The sequence below is a fragment of the Methylomicrobium album BG8 genome, from assembly GCF_000214275.2.
Lineage (GTDB): Bacteria > Pseudomonadota > Gammaproteobacteria > Methylococcales > Methylomonadaceae > Methylomicrobium > Methylomicrobium agile.
Genome location: NZ_CM001475.1, coordinates 2,939,126 through 2,955,520 on the forward strand (window position 1 = coordinate 2,939,126; position 16,395 = coordinate 2,955,520).

The 16,395-nt window shown below is 53.7% G+C and carries 24 protein-coding genes; 18 read left to right on the forward strand and 6 right to left on the reverse strand.

Going from position 1 to position 16,395, the window contains the following annotated elements:
- Positions 1–22: 22 nt before the first annotated feature.
- The 3 genes from tnpC (METAL_RS12595) to tnpA (METAL_RS20955) form a co-directional block, all read right to left on the reverse strand.
- Positions 23–1,615, reverse strand: a complete 1,593-nt coding sequence (tnpC, locus tag METAL_RS12595; protein ID WP_005371083.1) for an IS66 family transposase — start codon at positions 1,613–1,615, stop codon at positions 23–25.
- A gap of 74 nt (positions 1,616–1,689) precedes the next feature.
- On the reverse strand, positions 1,690–2,040 hold the full coding sequence (gene tnpB, locus METAL_RS12600; protein ID WP_005371080.1) for an IS66 family insertion sequence element accessory protein TnpB: 351 nt from the start codon (positions 2,038–2,040) through the stop codon (positions 1,690–1,692).
- Complete coding sequence (tnpA, locus tag METAL_RS20955) at positions 2,028–2,321, reverse strand: IS66 family insertion sequence element accessory protein TnpA (protein ID WP_005371078.1); 294 nt, start codon at positions 2,319–2,321, stop codon at positions 2,028–2,030. Before tnpA (METAL_RS20955) ends, tnpB (METAL_RS12600) begins: the two co-directional genes overlap by 13 nt.
- A 148-nt stretch (positions 2,322–2,469) precedes the next feature.
- Between tnpA (METAL_RS20955) and METAL_RS12605 the strand changes: the two genes are divergently transcribed.
- From METAL_RS12605 to METAL_RS20965, 3 genes are all read left to right on the forward strand, one after another.
- Complete coding sequence (locus tag METAL_RS12605) at positions 2,470–2,958, forward strand: hypothetical protein (RefSeq protein WP_213069384.1); 489 nt, start codon at positions 2,470–2,472, stop codon at positions 2,956–2,958.
- 79 nt (positions 2,959–3,037) lie between these two features.
- Positions 3,038–4,027, forward strand: a complete 990-nt coding sequence (locus tag METAL_RS20960) for a hypothetical protein (protein WP_005372882.1) — start codon at positions 3,038–3,040, stop codon at positions 4,025–4,027.
- 141 nt (positions 4,028–4,168) lie between these two features.
- Positions 4,169–4,612 (forward strand): hypothetical protein, encoded by a 444-nt coding sequence (locus METAL_RS20965; RefSeq protein WP_213069385.1) that lies wholly within the window; start codon positions 4,169–4,171, stop codon positions 4,610–4,612.
- Between the two features lie 15 nt (positions 4,613–4,627).
- Here the strand turns inward: METAL_RS20965 and METAL_RS12610 are convergent, their stop codons facing one another.
- A complete protein-coding gene (locus tag METAL_RS12610; protein WP_005372883.1) occupies positions 4,628–5,350 on the reverse strand; it encodes a hypothetical protein in 723 nt (240 codons plus the stop codon).
- The gene (locus tag METAL_RS12615; protein WP_005372884.1) at positions 5,340–5,564 is read right to left on the reverse strand and encodes a hypothetical protein; all 225 of its coding nucleotides are present in this window, start codon (positions 5,562–5,564) and stop codon (positions 5,340–5,342) included. Before METAL_RS12615 ends, METAL_RS12610 begins: the two co-directional genes overlap by 11 nt.
- Positions 5,565–6,032: 468 nt before the next feature.
- Between METAL_RS12615 and METAL_RS12620 the strand changes: the two genes are divergently transcribed.
- From METAL_RS12620 to METAL_RS20015, 13 genes are all read left to right on the forward strand, one after another.
- Entirely contained in the window at positions 6,033–6,455 is a 423-nt protein-coding gene (locus tag METAL_RS12620) for an MAPEG family protein (RefSeq protein WP_005372885.1), read from the forward strand.
- A gap of 163 nt (positions 6,456–6,618) precedes the next feature.
- Positions 6,619–7,365, forward strand: coding sequence for an SAM-dependent methyltransferase (locus METAL_RS12625; protein WP_005372886.1), 747 nt, complete (start codon positions 6,619–6,621; stop codon positions 7,363–7,365).
- Positions 7,366–7,550: 185 nt separating this feature from the next.
- On the forward strand, positions 7,551–8,195 hold the full coding sequence (locus tag METAL_RS12630) for an FMN-binding negative transcriptional regulator (RefSeq protein ID WP_005372887.1): 645 nt from the start codon (positions 7,551–7,553) through the stop codon (positions 8,193–8,195).
- 115 nt (positions 8,196–8,310) lie between these two features.
- Positions 8,311–8,730, forward strand: coding sequence for a GFA family protein (locus METAL_RS20970; RefSeq protein WP_005372888.1), 420 nt, complete (start codon positions 8,311–8,313; stop codon positions 8,728–8,730).
- A gap of 132 nt (positions 8,731–8,862) precedes the next feature.
- On the forward strand, positions 8,863–9,330 hold the full coding sequence (locus tag METAL_RS20975; RefSeq protein WP_213069386.1) for a hypothetical protein: 468 nt from the start codon (positions 8,863–8,865) through the stop codon (positions 9,328–9,330).
- Between the two features lie 213 nt (positions 9,331–9,543).
- On the forward strand, positions 9,544–9,747 hold the full coding sequence (locus METAL_RS12635) for a tautomerase family protein (protein WP_005372889.1): 204 nt from the start codon (positions 9,544–9,546) through the stop codon (positions 9,745–9,747).
- Positions 9,747–10,136 carry a VOC family protein gene (locus METAL_RS22155; protein ID WP_005372890.1) on the forward strand — a complete coding sequence of 130 codons (390 nt, stop codon included), beginning with the start codon at positions 9,747–9,749 and terminating at the stop codon, positions 10,134–10,136. Before METAL_RS12635 ends, METAL_RS22155 begins: the two co-directional genes overlap by 1 nt.
- 82 nt (positions 10,137–10,218) lie before the next feature.
- On the forward strand, positions 10,219–10,785 hold the full coding sequence (locus METAL_RS12645; RefSeq protein ID WP_005372891.1) for a histidine phosphatase family protein: 567 nt from the start codon (positions 10,219–10,221) through the stop codon (positions 10,783–10,785).
- A gap of 122 nt (positions 10,786–10,907) precedes the next feature.
- The gene (gene tnpA / locus METAL_RS20980) at positions 10,908–11,201 is read left to right on the forward strand and encodes an IS66 family insertion sequence element accessory protein TnpA (RefSeq protein ID WP_005371078.1); all 294 of its coding nucleotides are present in this window, start codon (positions 10,908–10,910) and stop codon (positions 11,199–11,201) included.
- A complete protein-coding gene (gene tnpB / locus METAL_RS12650) occupies positions 11,189–11,539 on the forward strand; it encodes an IS66 family insertion sequence element accessory protein TnpB (protein ID WP_005371080.1) in 351 nt (116 codons plus the stop codon). The genes tnpA (METAL_RS20980) and tnpB (METAL_RS12650) overlap by 13 nt, the downstream gene beginning before the upstream one ends.
- A gap of 74 nt (positions 11,540–11,613) precedes the next feature.
- Positions 11,614–13,206, forward strand: coding sequence for an IS66 family transposase (tnpC, locus tag METAL_RS12655; RefSeq protein WP_005371083.1), 1,593 nt, complete (start codon positions 11,614–11,616; stop codon positions 13,204–13,206).
- 66 nt (positions 13,207–13,272) lie between these two features.
- Positions 13,273–13,632 (forward strand): cupin domain-containing protein, encoded by a 360-nt coding sequence (locus METAL_RS22160; RefSeq protein WP_005372892.1) that lies wholly within the window; start codon positions 13,273–13,275, stop codon positions 13,630–13,632.
- Between the two features lie 90 nt (positions 13,633–13,722).
- On the forward strand, positions 13,723–14,184 hold the full coding sequence (locus METAL_RS20015) for a hypothetical protein (protein WP_005372893.1): 462 nt from the start codon (positions 13,723–13,725) through the stop codon (positions 14,182–14,184).
- 335 nt (positions 14,185–14,519) lie between these two features.
- On the opposite strand, the gene METAL_RS21615 is transcribed toward METAL_RS20015, so the two are convergent.
- Positions 14,520–15,326, reverse strand: coding sequence for a Rha family transcriptional regulator (locus METAL_RS21615; RefSeq protein ID WP_084675407.1), 807 nt, complete (start codon positions 15,324–15,326; stop codon positions 14,520–14,522).
- On the opposite strand from METAL_RS21615, the gene METAL_RS22165 reads away from it, so the two are divergent.
- Both METAL_RS22165 and METAL_RS12680 read left to right on the forward strand, forming a co-directional pair.
- Positions 15,279–15,551: a BrnT family toxin gene (locus METAL_RS22165; RefSeq protein WP_005372894.1), complete on the forward strand. Its 273-nt coding sequence runs from the start codon at positions 15,279–15,281 to the stop codon at positions 15,549–15,551. The two genes, METAL_RS21615 and METAL_RS22165, sit on opposite strands and share 48 nt — an antisense overlap.
- The gene (locus tag METAL_RS12680) at positions 15,514–15,846 is read left to right on the forward strand and encodes a BrnA antitoxin family protein (protein WP_005372895.1); all 333 of its coding nucleotides are present in this window, start codon (positions 15,514–15,516) and stop codon (positions 15,844–15,846) included. Before METAL_RS22165 ends, METAL_RS12680 begins: the two co-directional genes overlap by 38 nt.
- Positions 15,847–16,395 lie beyond the last annotated feature (549 nt).

A 16,395-nucleotide genomic window follows, 5' to 3' on the forward strand; every position in this document is an offset into this window, starting at 1 on the left:
GCCAGTCTGTCGGCACTCTGGTTTAGTCTATTGAGCGGAGAGGCAGTAATTCGTCGATACGACTGTTAGGCCAGGTAGGCAGTTTTTCGAGGGTATCTTTTAGCCAGGCCGAAGGATCGAGGCCGTTGAGCTTGGCAGTGCCGAGCAGCGTTTGGATCACGGCCGCTCGTTTTCCGGCACGTTCTGATCCTGCAAAGAGCCAGTTCTTTTTACCCAAAGCGATCGGTCGGATACTGTTTTCAATCGGGTTGTTATCAATCGGCAGATCACCGGTTTCGGCATAACGGCTGAGAGCGATCCAACGTTTCAAGCTGTAATCAATCGCTTTGGCCGTGGCGCTGTTGGGCGCGGTTTGAATGCGGGTGCGTTGCAGCCAGTCGTGTAGATCGGCCAGTGCCGGCAGGCTTTTCTGGGCGCGCAAGGCTTGACGCTCAGCGGGCGTTAGGTCACGACCTTCGGCTTCGATCGCATAGAGCACCGCGATCCGGTTCAAGGCTTCTTGGGCGATCGGGCTCTGACTGGCCTGTAACAGGTCGAAGAACTTCCGGCGCGCATGCGCCCAACACGCCAGTTCGATGCACGGTTCGATCAGGCGTTGATCCTCGGGATGCGCACGGGCCGCCGCAAACAGGGCTTTATAGCCGGCATAGTCGTCGACCACGAGGTGGCCTTGCCAATCGCCTAGAAACTGCCCGGCATGCCGGCCGCTGCGGCCGGCTTGATAGTCGAAGACGAGGATCTTGGGGCCCGGCTGCAGGTCGTTGCTGCGGTAGGCCCACAAATAGGCCTTTTTCGTTTTGCCGTTGCCGGGATCCAGCTGGGGGACCGGCGTCTCATCCGCATGTAAACTATCGCGTTGCAACAGCTGCCAGGCCAAACGGTCGGACAAAGGCTGCAAGGCGACGCCGAGACGTCCGACCCAGTCGGCCAGGGTGGAACGGGATAAGGTCACGCCGTCGCGGGCGGCGATTTGTTCCAAGCGGTAGAGCGGCAAATGATCCTGGAATTTGCTGATCATCACCCAGCTCAACAAGCCAACCGCGGCCAGACCGCCATCGATCACCGCCGGCGGAATCGGCGCCGCCGTGACGGTCTCGCAGCTCCGGCAGGCGTACTGCGGACGGATATGGCGATGGACGAAGAACTTGGCCGGCTCGACATCCAGTTGCTCGGTCACATCTTCGCCGATCTTGACCAACTCCCGGCCGCAGTGCCCGCAAGTGCAGGATTCCGGTTCGTGCCGGTGTTCGATGCGGGGCAAGTGAGACGGTAACGGTTGCCGGCCGGCGCGCAGGCGTTTGGGGCGAACCACCGTTGCACAAAGGCTGGCATCTTGCAGTTGCTCAACTTCGGCTTCAATCGCCGAAATATCCGTGTTCCAGGTTTCCTCGAACACATCCCGCTGCAAGGGGGCCAAGGCTTCGCTCTTGGGGCTGAAACGAATGCGTTTGTAATAGGCCAACTCGTGCGTCAGCGCGGCGATTTTAATGTCTTTGCTCTGAATGGCTTTGGCATCCCGCTCAGCCTGTTCAATCAGCGCTTGAAGCAGCGCCGCCACTTCGGTTTTAGCCGAAGGTTCCAAGTGCAACTGATCGAGTTTGGCGAGGGGGTTCATGGCTGTCATTATACCGCAGAAACCCCCTGAATGCCTTGATTTTGCTGGGTTGCAGCAGCTTTTAAAGCCGCACTTTACACCCGCCATGCTGCTGATGGCTCTGCCGAGAGACGTTGCCAATCGACACCGGCGGCCAACCACTGCCACTGGGCCGGACTGAGCGCAAAGACCGGATCAGAGGCCTTGGGCCAAACAAAACTGCCGCGATGCAAACGGCGCTGGCACAGCCACACGCCATTGCCGTCCCACAGCAACAGACGCAAGCGGTTGCCGGCCCGGTTGCGGAAGATGAAGGCCGACCCGGCACCCGGCGAATGCCCCAGGCTGTGCTGGACGATCGCGGTTAAGCCATCCAGGCCGCGCCGCATGTCAACCGGCGCCACCGCCACCCAGATCTGCGCCGGACTCGCGATCAAGCCAGGCATCGTAACAGTTCCGCTACCCAACTCGCCGGTGTTGAAGCCGGCAATTCCAGGCGATGGCCTTGGCGACACTGCAACACCAGACGCTCGATGGAGGGGGCGGCGTTTTCAACGCGGACCGGGATTAAGGCCAAGGGTGAGGCGCCTCGACCCTTGCGGTAATCCGATAGCCGTGCGGCAAAGGTACGACTGTTAAGGCTGTGTTGCCGGCAATAAACAGACTGCTTTAAACCACTGCTTTGCCAGGCTTCGATATGATCGAGCCATCGTTTCGATAATGCCATGATTCATCCTCACCAAAAATAATAAGGATGAACTGTCCGGTATTGCTTGAACAGATGGGACGGCTAGACGCTTACCTTCGTACCGTATATCCGGTCAATCCTGCAGGGTCGAACCAAACCGCATGTGTTCTCCTGGTTTATTTGGGCCTTGGGCACCTTCGTGGTTTTCCTTGCCCAGCTCGCGGGCGGCGGCGGCACAGGTGCTTGGGCCATTGGCGTGTCTGGAGTCATCACCGCTTTTGTGGCCGTCCTCGCCTACGTAAAACGTATTGATCGGAGCATCACAAAGTCTGATTGGGTATTTCTGGCGGTCGCGCTGGCGGCTTTACCGTGCTGGTACTTCACATCCAATCCTTTGTGGGCGGTGATCATCCTTACAGGCGCTGATCTCGCTGGTTTTGGACCCACGTTTCGGTCTGCGTACGTCCGGCCTCACCATGAACGTATGGGGTTTTACTCCTTAGCAGCCGTCCGCAACCTTTTGGTAATTCTGGCCTTGGAGCATCATTCTTTAACCACGGTGTTGTTCCCGGCAGCGGTTGGCATTGCTTGCGTAATCTTTGTTGCCATGGTTCTGTATCGGCGGAGAATCTTAAGCGAGCAAGTCAACGGTCAGGTATATGAACAACGCACCTAACAAGTCCAGCAACCCGGACGCCTGCTTCGCAGTCGCCGGTTATGTCCAGCGTTAGGCATCACTAAAAATGGAGAGCTAGTTGAATCAATTAAATTATTCATCTAAAGCAATTGACGACTTGTTGCTGAAAGCAAAATCGTATGGAGCAAGAATAGATTCGCAGAGTTTTTCTAAAGTAGCATCTTTATTGGAGCAAGCAGTTAAATTCCAGTTGCCCGATAATGGAGACCTTTTTGAAGATGGTTTTCGTGCTTTACCTGCTATTTTTCGCTTGCCTTATCCTGTTATTGCGGCTGAATTCCAAATTGTTCGTAATGCTAGATTAGAACACCAACCACTATCTAAACGTGGTGAAGAGGTTATGGCGAGCTCAAAAAGAATAGCACTTGCAATAGAAATCAATACGGATAATTTCGAAGAGTTTTCATGGATGCTACCAAAAGAAAAATTTGATCTTTTAACCCTTGATGGTTCAATTGCAATCATTCCAGTTTTTTATTTAGATGGGCAGCAACAATGGACAATTCCCCCTTTAGGTGTCGTTATTCCATCACGAAAAATTGATCCCCGGCCAGATCTAGAAGACCAAACTAAGAAAATTTATGGTAATACCTTGCCCAAGGGAATGCAGCAAGTACCTTTGGAAGAACATCCAATAGTTCTAATGCCTGAATATGTAAGAGAACTTCAAAGCGTTGAAGGCACCGATTATATTATGGCTGTTACAGCACAAGATACACATGATGAAAGCAGAGCTATTTTGGGGCTCCTTGAAATTCTATCTTGCAAAAACGTAGTAACAGAAACGGTACAACCAGCCAAAGCACTCAATAAAAAACGATTAGCAAAAGGAAAATTGCCTTTTTTTGAATACAAAATATTAACGCTTCCAAATGAAAGTATATCAAGCAAAACGTCAGGCAGAACACATGCTTCACCAAGAGTTCATTTAAGACGCGGACATATTAGAAGATTACTTGGAAAGAACGTGTGGGTTAATGCGACAATTGTGGGTAATAGCAATTCGGGTGTGATAATCAAAGATTATTCTGTCACTAAGTCATCATAAAGCTAAAGGTAAACATTGTGCGAAAGATACCTAACATTGCGCTCAAGCGGGACGGTCGCTATCGCGCCCGCCCCTTAGCTTAACGTTAGGCAACCCATTGCTTCGTACCCGGCTAGAAAAAACACAACTCGGAGACAAACCATGAATAAAATAACTGCCGTTTCTCTTGCAACTGTTCTTTTTAGCGTCGTTGCTAATGGCGTAGAAACTCCTGCCGTATCCTCTCAACTTGATTACAAGGGGCCTTATACCGAGGAAAAACTAATTTGCGGTGCTACTGTAACCACTACTGAATTGCACAACGTATCATGCGGTGAAGGATGCAGTTGTATCGCGGATCGTAAATGGTGTTTTAAACCATCAAACTTAGAAGTCACAACACCCAATGAACGCTGGGTATTCAGTGGCAGCCCTTCTGTACAGTGCGCTAGAGACAATGATGGGTCTTGCCAATGGAATGCTCTAGGCGCACCGGACAGATTTAGCGTTACTTTAAATAATCCAACTATTATCAAAGCAACAGTGCTCACGAGTTCTCGGAGTATTGGCGTACGCTTGTGCGCCACGGCACGCTACTATCCATAATGCCTAACATGCCACTCAAGCCGACCCGCTTCCGCTACGCTCCAGCGGTCGGCTTAGCTCTACGTTAGGTGTCTGGTGAGCGCTGGCCGCAATTCGCAGTAGCAAGTCTCTGAACTCGGGCGGAGTCGCGTTACGAATCTTTGTCTTGTCCTTTCCGCCAACCATCGCCATCATTCCAATCCGCCGAGCCTTTTCGTATCCATAGCGCTCCAATGCAATCGGGTGTAACCTCTGTTCGCTCGGACCCCAAATAAGCGCCGGCAGGGCGGTTCCCACCGCATAGAGCCAGGTCGCCTTGCGGCTCATGTGGCCGTAATGCCCTTGCTCAACGTGGCACGTCCATCCTCCGAACTCGTCCGCCTTCACCCATCCGCCGAAGCCCGGCGGCGTGGCGAGTCCGTGCCAACGCCAAGCTTTGCTGTGCGCCGGGTGCTCCAACACACCTCCGTAATTACGCACTGCCGTAAGCGCCGCGGCAAAGCATCCTCCGTCTTCGCCCATGCGGTACTGGTTCGGCTTGTTCGGCGCACCGTGCGAATACCGGCCCCATCGCTGGCAGGGCGGATGCGCCACCACCGGCAGCGGCCCGCTGTAGCGCCTGGCGTCTAGCCGCTCGTCCCACGGCTCAACGCCAGGCACTCCGAAATAAACACCGTCAGTTTCCACATATAGCGCAGCACACCTAACCCGGCGCTCAACCGGACCCGCAACAGCGGGCGAGTTTTGTTCAATTTTCATAGTTTTCCTCGCGCTGTTGCGGTCCGGTTAGCTCTGCGTTAGGCAGCATCATGATGTCAGCGCGCGCGTCCTGGAGCGCGTACATAATCGCCGCTTCGCTCATTTTTACCATTTCTGCCGGATTGCAGTTCGTCCACTGGTTAATCGTTCGTTTCATTTTTACATCCTCACAGCCTAACTCGGCGCTCAACCGGAGCGCGGAAGCAAAGTTCATTCATTTTTCAGTCTCCTGGGCCGCGCCCGGTTAGCTCTACGTTAGACGGCGGCAAAATCAAAGGACTTGAGTTGCTCCTTCCGGGAACGGAAAGGTCGTCCCGCTTACCACGGCATTTCTTATCCGTTCGGCCTGATCCGTTTGCGTCACGCCGGCGTCTTTAAGGTCTCGGCGGGTCCCCCATGCACAAGCCACTTTTAGGCCATTAGCTTTAACAATGGCGCGACGCAAGCCGTAGCGGGGCTTTCCAGATAACAAGGACTTTCTGCTTGCGCAGGCATTCGTTTTTTCCTTGGCTTCGCCCTGGGGTTGTCTTACAATCGGTCTAACCCGGCGGTCAAAGGGACGCGCCGTCCGCGGGCGGTTTTGCAGGTTTGTGTTTGAATCGGGTTCGGCGGCTTCGTTTAAGGCTTGTCCACGGCGCGCCCCTTACCTTTGCGTTAGGCAGTATACCGGAAATTTAAAACGATGAACCAAGATTTGATACTTATACCGTTGTTTGCAATGTTCCTGCTTACATTGGGTGTTGGACTTTGGATGTTGAAGCTCCGTTTTAAAGCAGTGAAAGAAGATAACCTCAATCCTGGGTATTTCCTGTTGAATAAAGGGGCAAAGTTACCTGACTATCTAGCCAAAGTCAGCAACCACTATACGAATCTATTTGAATTACCCGTTTTGTTTTATGTCGTGTGCTTAGTTCTGTATGCTGGTCATAAGGTCGATGGCTTATATATTACCTTTGCATGGGCTTTTGTTGGTGCTCGTTATGTTCACGCTTACATTCATACAACCAATAATATCTTAAAGCTGAGAAGGCTGGCTTTTTTGGTCGGCACCTTAGTTCTTTCTTGCATTTGGGTACGTCTATTAGTGCAAGTAGTAAGCGCTTGAGCCTAACATGGCGCTCAAGCGGGACGCGCCTTTTCGTGGCGGTTTTGGAGGTTTGTATTTTTTCCGGCTTCGGTGGCTTTGCTTGTCTTCCGTGAAGACGCGCCCCTTAGCTCTACGTTAGGCTCTGACCGAATCTATTCCACCCGTAAGAAGGTTTACCACAATGGACATCCCACGGATATTCAACATCACTGAGAGTGCTCACCGCATCCACAACCCGATTACGCCCGAAAAATTCGCCACTCTTGGCGCGGCGCTGCGTCTGGAATCGGGGTGCCGAATGCTCGACCTCGGCAGCGGTTCGGGGGAGATGCTGTGTACTTGGGCACGCGATCACGGCATCGTCGGCACTGGCATCGACATGAGCCAGTTGTTCACCGAGCAAGCAAAACGCCGTGCCGAAGAACTTGGCGTCGCCGATCAAGTCAGCTTCATCCATGGCGATGCGACAGGCTACGTCTCTGACGAGAAGGCCGACGTGGCAGCCTGTGTCGGCGCCACTTGGATCGGCGGGGGCGTCGCCGGCACGATCGACCTTCTGACGCGCAGCCTACGCACCGGTGGGATCATCCTCATCGGCGAGCCTTACTGGCGGCAGTTACCGCTAACGGAAGATGTCGCCAAGGGGTGTCTTGCCAACACAATCTCCGACTTTCTCATGCTTCCAGAACTTCTCGCGTCTTTTGGCCGCCTTGGCTACGACGTCGTTGAAATGGTTCTGGCTGACCAAGACGGCTGGGATAGATACGAGGCGGCCAAATGGCTCACCATGCGCCGATGGCTTGAAGCCAATCCCGACGACGAGTTAGCGAAAGAGGTTCGCGCCCAACTGACCTCCGAACCCGAACGTTACGCCACTTACACGCGTGAATACTTGGGCTGGGGTGTGTTCGCGCTGATGCCGCAGTGAGCATTGGCATCTTGGTCGCCGTATCCAACTTTTGCGCAGCACAGAAAGGAAAACAAATGCTTGATCGCCGTTTCGCCAGCGCCGACTTTCGCGCTTTGGGCTATCAGCCTAACCCATCATTCCACCGGACCTGCGCGAAAAGCCGCGCAGGCCGGTGAATTCAGACGTTAGCGAGCAAAAGATCCATGTATATCCCCAAGCAATTTGAAGAATCGAGAGTCGAGGTTATGCATGAGCTTATCCACGCGTATCCGTTAGCTACGCTGATTACACATTCTTCTGATGGGCTAAACGCAAATCACATCCCACTGTATTTGTCGGAGTCACCGGCACCCAGCGGTACGCTCCAGGGCCATATTGCCCGAGCGAATCCACTATTGGGCGAAATTGCCGAAGGCATTGAAGCGTTAGCTATCTTCCACGGTCCAGACTCCTACATCACTCCTTCGTGGTACACCACGAAGAAAGAAACGGGAAAGGTTGTACCTACTTGGAATTATGCGGTCGTGCATGCGTATGGCGTTCTTCGCATCGTAGACAATGCGTCGTGGTTGCGGGCCCAACTCAACGCTCTTACCGACCATAATGAAGCATCGTTCCCTGAACGGTGGGCAGTCTCCGACGCACCACCAGATTACATCGAAAAAATCATGGCGGCGATAGTTGGGGTAGAAATGGTTATCACTAAATTGCTTGGTAAATGGAAAGTCAGCCAGAACCAACCGACACAAAATCAAGCGAGCGTAATCTCAGGTCTAAGGGCAAGTGGCCTTCCAGAGTCAGAAGCAATGGTCGCTTTGGTAGAGTCCGGAACAAAAAATGCTCGCTAACAACGCCATCAACGTGGACTCGCAAAAGCGGCGCATGGCGCCGTTTTTGCTCGCCGGTTATGGCGAACGTTAGGCATTAAATGTTACGTCAAGAAATTCTATGTAAGAGGCAACAATGAATAGAAAAGCAAAGTGTTCGTGCGGTGAAATACATATAGAGCTTGCTGGCGATCCGAAAATGGTGGTTGCGTGCAGTTGTTTAAATTGCCAAAAGCGAACAGGCTCCGTTTTTGGAGTAGGAGCGTATTTTGGAAACGATCAAATAGTATCAAAAGTTGGTGATCCCAAGTTGTTCGTTGACACAAGCAACGAAGGAAGAAAACTCAATCGTTCATTTTGCTCTAATTGTGGTACTACTGTGCATTGGGAAGCTGAATTTATGCCAAATGCAGTTGGGGTGGCCGTAGGGTGCTTTGAAGATCCAAATTTCCCCGAGCCTGTAGCGGCTGCATGGAATAGATCAAAACATAAATGGGTTAATTTTCCTGAAAACTGGCCAAAGTCAGATACTCAGGGATTTAAGAAAAATGCCTAACAAATAGCTCCGGCTGACCATTTGCCGCGGTACTTTTTTTGGGGTCGCTTCGCTATTATCCCCAAAAAAAGCACCGCGTCAAATGGCAGCTGAGCATGGCGTTAGGCAGTGTGACTGCGAAGGAGAACAAATATGCTCTGCAAACATTGCGGCTCGGAAAATATCAAACGCTTCAGCGTTGTTTGCGATGAAGGCACATCAGTTGAAAGTATTTCAGCCTCATCCAAGCCCGTGTGGAATACGAAACCTTTTTCTCCGTTTGGAAAGCAAAAAGTCAAAGGAACCCGCACCTTGAAAACGGAGCTTGCTAAGCGTTGCTCCCCACCCTCTGACCCTGAATCTTTCGTGGTGTATCTGGCCGCCTTTCCCGGAATGATTATTGGTGGGTATTTTGGCCTAAGCGCCGGCGTATCGTGGGGTAGTTTCTGGCTTGGTCTTATCGTTTTCGTGGTAGTTATGTTCGGCTTAATGTTTGGCGGGGCATTTGCGTGGAGAAAGTTTTTGGGCGGCAATAAATCCATCCAGAATTACCGCGTAAATCTTAATGCATGGCAGCGTTCATGGTATTGCTCAAAATGCGGCGGAACCACCATTTCATAACAAAAAATGGGGCAGGTTTTGCAAAACAACATAAAGGTTGTTACGGCGACAGCTTAACGTTGGGTGTATGATTCGGCCTAACAAATCGGTCAAAGGGACGCGCCGCCCATTGGCGGTTTTGAAGTTCTATTTTTTATCAAGGTTCGGCGGCTTCGTTTAAGATCATTAAGCGGCGCGCCCCTTACCGTAACGTTAGCCGTCAGGAGAGATCTAATGCCATACGTAAATATAAAAATCACCAAGGAAGGTGCTTCAGCTGACCAGAAAGCGGAGCTCATTGCTGGTGTGACGGATCTTCTTCAGAGGGTTCTTGGAAAGAACCCCGCCACGACCGTTGTAGTCATTGACGAGGTTGAGACCGATAACTGGGGTATTGGTGGGGAGCAGGTCACCATCAGGCGAAGCAGGGGGCAGTGATGGATACGCTAGGAATACACCACCTTGGCCTCGCAGTCTCAAACCTCGAAGCGACGACGCGCTTCTTCACCGATTGCCTGGGATGGTCGGTGGTTCGGGAGATGCCAGACTATCCTGCGAAGTTCGTTAGCAACGGATCGGCGTTTGTCACCCTGTGGCAGACATCTCCCGGCAGCCGGCCTTTCGACCGAAGGGGTCAGGTAGGGCTACATCACGTAGCGATCAGGGTTCCAGACGAGGCCGCATTAGTGGCTGTGTTTGACCGTGTGGCCCACTATCCGGGCGTAGTCGTTGAGTTCGCTCCAGAACTGCTTCGCGGAGGCCCCGCGAAGCATTGCATGGTCTATGAGCCGAGCGGTGTCAGGGTGGAATTTGTTTGGGCGCCGTGACCGCTAACCATTCGCTGCAGGCGCGACGGCCCTGACGGGCCGCGGCCTGAGCTCAAACGTTATGCTTCAAATGGAGAAGCCTGTGAAAATTATTCTTGTTAGACATGGCGAGCCTGATCTTCCGTTTTGGAGGAACGTGAAAGCCAGCGAATTCCAGCAATGGATTAAATTCTATAACTCTGCGGGAATAAAAAAAGAAAACCTGCCACCCAAAGAAGTATGTGAGGTTGTTTCTGATTGCTCTACCGTTGTATGTAGCGATCTACCAAGATCGATTGAGTCAGCAAAAGCGTTGGGAGTTACGACGGTTAATTACATAGACCCCATATTTAGGGAAATGGGTTTGCCTTATGTAGACTGGAATTTTCCAAAGCTCTCGCCAACCATCTGGGCCACACTGTTCAGGCTGCTTTGGTTTGCGGGTTTTTCCCGCAATAGCGAGTCCTTAAAATCCGGCAAACTTAGGGCAACCGGCGCCGCCGAAAAGCTTAAAGATTTTGCCCATGAGCATGGCTCAGTAACTTTTGTTGGTCATGGCATGATTAACCGTTTTCTTGCAAACGAGTTATTGTCCAGCGGGTGGCGAGGGCCACTAAATCCGGGCAAGAGATATTGGGAGTTTGGCGTATATGAGTACATCAATGCATAACATGGCGCTCAAGCCGACCCGCTTCCGCTACGCTCCAGCGGTCGGCTGTAAGCGTCTAGCCGTCCCATCTGTTCAAGCAATACCGGACAGTTCATCCTTATTATTTTTGGTGAGGATGAATCATGGCATTATCGAAACGATGGCTCGATCATATCGAAGCCTGGCAAAGCAGTGGTTTAAAGCAGTCTGTTTATTGCCGGCAACACAGCCTTAACAGTCGTACCTTTGCCGCACGGCTATCGGATTACCGCAAGGGTCGAGGCGCCTCACCCTTGGCCTTAATCCCGGTCCGCGTTGAAAACGCCGCCCCCTCCATCGAGCGTCTGGTGTTGCAGTGTCGCCAAGGCCATCGCCTGGAATTGCCGGCTTCAACACCGGCGAGTTGGGTAGCGGAACTGTTACGATGCCTGGCTTGATCGCGAGTCCGGCGCAGATCTGGGTGGCGGTGGCGCCGGTTGACATGCGGCGCGGCCTGGATGGCTTAACCGCGATCGTCCAGCACAGCCTGGGGCATTCGCCGGGTGCCGGGTCGGCCTTCATCTTCCGCAACCGGGCCGGCAACCGCTTGCGTCTGTTGCTGTGGGACGGCAATGGCGTGTGGCTGTGCCAGCGCCGTTTGCATCGCGGCAGTTTTGTTTGGCCCAAGGCCTCTGATCCGGTCTTTGCGCTCAGTCCGGCCCAGTGGCAGTGGTTGGCCGCCGGTGTCGATTGGCAACGTCTCTCGGCAGAGCCATCAGCAGCATGGCGGGTGTAAAGTGCGGCTTTAAAAGCTGCTGCAACCCAGCAAAATCAAGGCATTCAGGGGGTTTCTGCGGTATAATGACAGCCATGAACCCCCTCGCCAAACTCGATCAGTTGCACTTGGAACCTTCGGCTAAAACCGAAGTGGCGGCGCTGCTTCAAGCGCTGATTGAACAGGCTGAGCGGGATGCCAAAGCCATTCAGAGCAAAGACATTAAAATCGCCGCGCTGACGCACGAGTTGGCCTATTACAAACGCATTCGTTTCAGCCCCAAGAGCGAAGCCTTGGCCCCCTTGCAGCGGGATGTGTTCGAGGAAACCTGGAACACGGATATTTCGGCGATTGAAGCCGAAGTTGAGCAACTGCAAGATGCCAGCCTTTGTGCAACGGTGGTTCGCCCCAAACGCCTGCGCGCCGGCCGGCAACCGTTACCGTCTCACTTGCCCCGCATCGAACACCGGCACGAACCGGAATCCTGCACTTGCGGGCACTGCGGCCGGGAGTTGGTCAAGATCGGCGAAGATGTGACCGAGCAACTGGATGTCGAGCCGGCCAAGTTCTTCGTCCATCGCCATATCCGTCCGCAGTACGCCTGCCGGAGCTGCGAGACCGTCACGGCGGCGCCGATTCCGCCGGCGGTGATCGATGGCGGTCTGGCCGCGGTTGGCTTGTTGAGCTGGGTGATGATCAGCAAATTCCAGGATCATTTGCCGCTCTACCGCTTGGAACAAATCGCCGCCCGCGACGGCGTGACCTTATCCCGTTCCACCCTGGCCGACTGGGTCGGACGTCTCGGCGTCGCCTTGCAGCCTTTGTCCGACCGTTTGGCCTGGCAGCTGTTGCAACGCGATAGTTTACATGCGGATGAGACGCCGGTCCCCCAGCTGGATCCCGGCAACGGCAAAACGAAAAAGGCCTATTTGTGGGCCTACCGCAGCAACGACCTGCAGCCGGGCCCCAAGATCCTCGTCTTCGACTATCAAGCCGGCCGCAGCGGCCGGCATGCCGGGCAGTTTCTAGGCGATTGGCAAGGCCACCTCGTGGTCGACGACTATGCCGGCTATAAAGCCCTGTTTGCGGCGGCCCGTGCGCATCCCGAGGATCAACGCCTGATCGAACCGTGCATCGAACTGGCGTGTTGGGCGCATGCGCGCCGGAAGTTCTTCGACCTGTTACAGGCCAGTCAGAGCCCGATCGCCCAAGAAGCCTTGAACCGGATCGCGGTGCTCTATGCGATCGAAGCCGAAGGTCGTGACCTAACGCCCGCTGAGCGTCAAGCCTTGCGCGCCCAGAAAAGCCTGCCGGCACTGGCCGATCTACACGACTGGCTGCAACGCACCCGCATTCAAACCGCGCCCAACAGCGCCACGGCCAAAGCGATTGATTACAGCTTGAAACGTTGGATCGCTCTCAGCCGTTATGCCGAAACCGGTGATCTGCCGATTGATAACAACCCGATTGAAAACAGTATCCGACCGATCGCTTTGGGTAAAAAGAACTGGCTCTTTGCAGGATCAGAACGTGCCGGAAAACGAGCGGCCGTGATCCAAACGCTGCTCGGCACTGCCAAGCTCAACGGCCTCGATCCTTCGGCCTGGCTAAAAGATACCCTCGAAAAACTGCCTACCTGGCCTAACAGTCGTATCGACGAATTACTGCCTCTCCGCTCAATAGACTAAACCAGAGTGCCGACAGACTGGCTATGTGGTACGGCTGCTCGCTTACGGTCGGCTTAGCTCTACGTTATGCATCAGGAGAGTAGTGTGCCAGCGATCTCTAGCAATAATGCCGAGCACTACACTTGGGGCGAGCGGTGCGATGGATGGCATCTGGTCAAGGCAGCCAATTTGAGCGTCATTCAAGAGAGGGTTCCGCCGGGTGCAGCTGAGTTGCGGCACTACCATGAACGAGCGGAACAATTCTTTTTCATCTTGAGCGGTTTGGCGACGATAGAAGTAGGCGGAATTCCTCATCGGTTAGGAGTTCACGAGGGCCTTCATATTCCCGCCGGTACCGTTCATAGGCTGAGTAATGACCAGGAGCAGGATCTGGTATTTGTATTGATCTCAACGCCTCCGAGTCATGGGGATCGAGTTAATGCATAACCAAGTCATCAACTACGCGCCTGCGGCGCCGGACGCCCACTGCGTGGCCGCCGGTTATGAACGGCGTTAGCGCTTCCCATGAGCACGCCTATGCTCCAACTGACACCGATCGACTATAAGTCGCTCAATGCACGACAGCAGGAAACCTTCAATTTCCAGAAGGTCTCTGGCGTGCTAGCTGATTTTGGTTTTTCAACGATTCGCCTTAGCGATGATTGGCAGGGTGCCGATTTCATTGCAAATCACATCAGCGGTCAGCAGTTCTTGAAAGTCCAATTGAAGGGGCGCCTTACTCTCGATCAAAAATACCAAGGCAAAGATATTTGGGTCTGCTTCCGCCATCACGATGTCTGGTATCTCTACCCGCACGATGCCGCACTCACTTGGGCATTGGAGAACAAGACCCTCGGCAAGAACCCTGATGTATGGAAGAGCGGCACAGGCGCGTGGTCGTATCCGTCGCCGCCCAAGGATTTCTTGCAGTGGTTGGCACCCTATGCGCTAACCAATCATTCAACCGGACCTGCGCAAAAAGCCGCGCAGGCCGGTTAATTCAAACGTTAGGCCCCGCCACCGAAGCAGCGGGGCCGGTTGTTAATCTCGTCCGTACCACGGCATTCCTGTTTCGTTCTCAAGTACATTAATTGAGCTTAAGGCTTTCTTTTGCGCTATATCAAGATAGGCAAGGCATGATGTCAACTGCCATAAAGTATCGCGGTGGACGATGACCAGTTGGCTATCGGGCAGGTCGATATGCTGGACGAACTCCACCAGCTTTTGGCCTTCGAGGTCTTTACCCCATTTCCGTATCGCTTCGCGCAGTTGTTCCTTAATTTTGTCGTATTGGCGCAGGCTCAGCGTGTGGGCGCGGCGTTCGATGGCGTATTCTACTTCTGGATGAACTGGTCAGTGGGCAGAAGCGGTTTAGTTCCCTCTGTGGCCTTGCCTTGCAGTTGGCTTTCCATGCGCTCGAATTCATCGGCGAAGGCGATTTGATGTTGCACGGCTTTCATGCTGGTGAATTTCCCGACGACAAAATGAAAGCCTTTCTTGGTCATGCGGATGACCGGGGATTTTATAGGCGCGCCGCCGCTAGGGTTTGGCCGTTCAATGACCGTCTCGCCGAAATTGGCGAGACGCCACTCATCGGGTACTTCTCCCATGCGCTGGCGAACGACTGCAAGCACTTTCGCATGTTGCTTGCCGTAAACGTCGGCAATGTCTTGGGTGGTTGTGGTCGGTTGGCCGTCGATAACGACGATATGGCCGGAAACTTCGGTATTGGATTGCGCGACGGGCACGTCTTTGGTGTTCATGGTTAACTCCTTTGCTGCGGTTAAACCACCGCACGGAGCGACCAAGCAACGGGCGGCGGATGACGTACAGGGTTGGTCGACCGGGCAAAGGGTCCGGCAAGCCTTACGGCTTCCCCATACGCCACCCGCCATAAAACGAGAGGCAATAAAAAAGCCACACGACTTGCGGCGCATAGCTTTTGCGCCTTTGCTGCACGGGCGACCAAACCCGCCTGCCCAATGTGGGGCAGCGGGAGAAGCATAAGCCCGATGGGCGATAATGTCAACAGCCAGCAAATTGTAGATATAAATTAATTGACTTTCTATAAATTTGTATATACAATTTGATTTATGATCACTTACGACGAAACCAAACGCCTTGCCAACCTGCAAAACCATCAAATTGATTTTGTGGGTTGCGAAGCGATTTTCGATGGTTTTACCTTGACCCGCGAAGACCGGCGCACCGCCTACGGCGAACTGCGCTTTCAAACCTTGGGCGTTTGGAATGGCGTGGTGGTTTTTATCGTCCATACGCCACGCGGCGATGACGACCATATCATCTCCATCAGAAAGGCAGAAAAGCATGAAGAACGTATCTACTGGCAAGCCAGAAACCGTTAATCTGACCGACTGGGACGCGGTATCGGCACAGACGGACGCGGACATTACCCACGACAGCGACAGCCCGGCAACCGTGCCCGATGATTGGGCGGCTGCGTTTGTGTGCCATAACGCCGGCGAATTGCACGCGGAAACCACGCGACGCAAACGCGGCGCCAACAAACGCCCCACCAAGGAACAAGTGGCAATTCGCTTCGACGCCGACGTGTTGGCCGCGTTCCGCGCCACTGGACGCGGCTGGCAAACGCGCATGAACGAGGCGCTGAAAGAGTGGCTGCGCGAGCACGCGACGTAATTCTGTTGTGTCGTCGCTGTCAATATCATGTTGTTTCCAAGCCTAACAGTGCGCTCAACCGGAGCGCGGTTATAATGCGGTTTTGTTTATTCAGCTTCCGGGCCGCGCCCGGTTAGCTCTGCGTTAGACGGCGGCAAAATCAAAGGACTTGGTTAGACGGCGGCAAAATCAAAGGACTTGAGTTGCTCCTTCCGGGAACGGAAAGGTCGTCCCGCTTACCACGGCATTTCTTATCCGTTCGGCCTGATCCGTTTGCGTCACGCCGGCGTCTTTAAGGTCTCGGCGGGTCCCCCATGCACAAGCCACTTTTAGGCCATTAGCTTTAACAATGGCGCGACGCAAGCCGTAGCGGGGCTTTCCAGATAACAAGGACTTTCTGCTTGCGCAGGCATTCGTTTTTTCCTTGGCTTCGCCCTGGGGTTGTCTTACAATCGGTCTAACCCGGCGGTCAAAGGGACGCGCCGTCCGCGGGCGGTTTTGCAGGTTTGTGTTTGAATCGGGTTCGGCGGCTTCGTTTAAGGCTTGTCCACGGCGCGCCCCTTACCTTTG